1 pseudogene is annotated in these 1470 nt (G+C 39.9%); it reads left to right on the top strand.

What is annotated here, in order from left to right:
* Positions 1-1470 (top strand): annotated as a pseudogene (locus NMM26_RS09510) (mucus-binding protein); the annotation flags it as partial.

A 1470-nucleotide genomic window follows, 5' to 3' on the forward strand; every position in this document is an offset into this window, starting at 1 on the left:
AAAAAACAGGTGTAACAGCAACAGATGAAGACATCGTTGAAACAGTAGTGTACAATCCTACAAAACAAACGGTAGATCCAAACGCACCAAAAGATCCATCAACACCAGATGTTACTCCAAAACCTAACGATGTAGTACCAAACGACCCTAAAGGACGTACGTACAAAGAATTAGGATTAATTGAAGAAGTAACACGTACAGTTCACTATGTATACGAAGATGGAACTAAAGCAGCTGAGGATAAAGTACAAACAATTACATTTACTCGTACAGCTGAGATTGATACTGTAACGGGAGCAATTTCTAACTTTGGTACTTGGACGCTTAAAGATGAGAATAATACATTCGAACCTGAAACAACAGAGGCGAAAGCAGGATATGTTGCTTCAGCTGCTAAATCTACTGAGGTAACAGGAGTTCAAGCGACAGATAAAGATACAGAAGAAACAATTATCTACCGCAAACTTGGTTCATATGTGCCAGTAGTTCCAGCAGGTGTAACACCTCCAGCGAACTTCGATAAGACACCAAAACCATATCCAAATGCGACTCCAGAAGATCCAACAAGACCAGGAACTCCAACTACACCAACTACAACAATTCCTGAAATCCCTGGAACAACTCCAGTAGGACCAGATGGAACACCATTAACGAAAAATCCAAATGGTGGATACGATTTACCACCAGTACCAACAGATCCAACTCAAAACACTACAATTACGTATGTTAAAGACGGATCACAAGTGGCAGTAGTTCACTTCGTAGATGAAAAAGGTAACTCAGTTAATGAATCAGTAGTTGAAACTGGAGATACAGGAAAAGAAATTAGCAAATCTAATGTAGACTCAATTAAAGCTAAATTAGAAGCTAAAGGATACACTGTAGTTGAACCAACAGATGCACTTTACACAACAGATAAAGAAGGATTCTACAAAGAGGCAACTCGTACATTTGATGCTGTAAGTGATAAATCTACAGGAACAGCTGGAGAGAAAGTACCTAGCCAACAATACTATGTCATTGTGAAAGCGAAAGACCTTCCAGTAGACCCAACTAAACCACTAGATCCAAACAACAATCCAGCGGATCCAACAAATCCAACTCCAGAAAATCCAACGAAACCACGTGATCCTGAAACACCAGTGACACCAAAACCAGAGGATAAAGTACCAAACGATCCTAAAGGACGTACTTATGGAGAATTAGGATTAGTAGAACAAGTTACACGTACAATCAACTACGTGAAGAATGACGGTTCTAAAGCTGCAGATCCAGTGAAAGAAACATTAACATTCACACGTAAAGCGAAAATTAACGCTGTAACAGGTGAAGTAACGTACTTAGCAGCGGATGGTGTAACAGCATCAACGAAAGAAGATGCACCATGGACTCCAGTAAACGGCGATAAATTCACAGAGAAAGTATCGCCAGCAGTACCTAACTACACACCAACAGTAGAAAAAGTAGCTG

Source organism: Streptococcus sp. CF7_Ac1-8, from assembly GCF_024295435.1.
In the GTDB taxonomy this organism is placed as follows: Bacteria; Bacillota; Bacilli; order Lactobacillales; family Streptococcaceae; genus Streptococcus; species Streptococcus mitis_AP.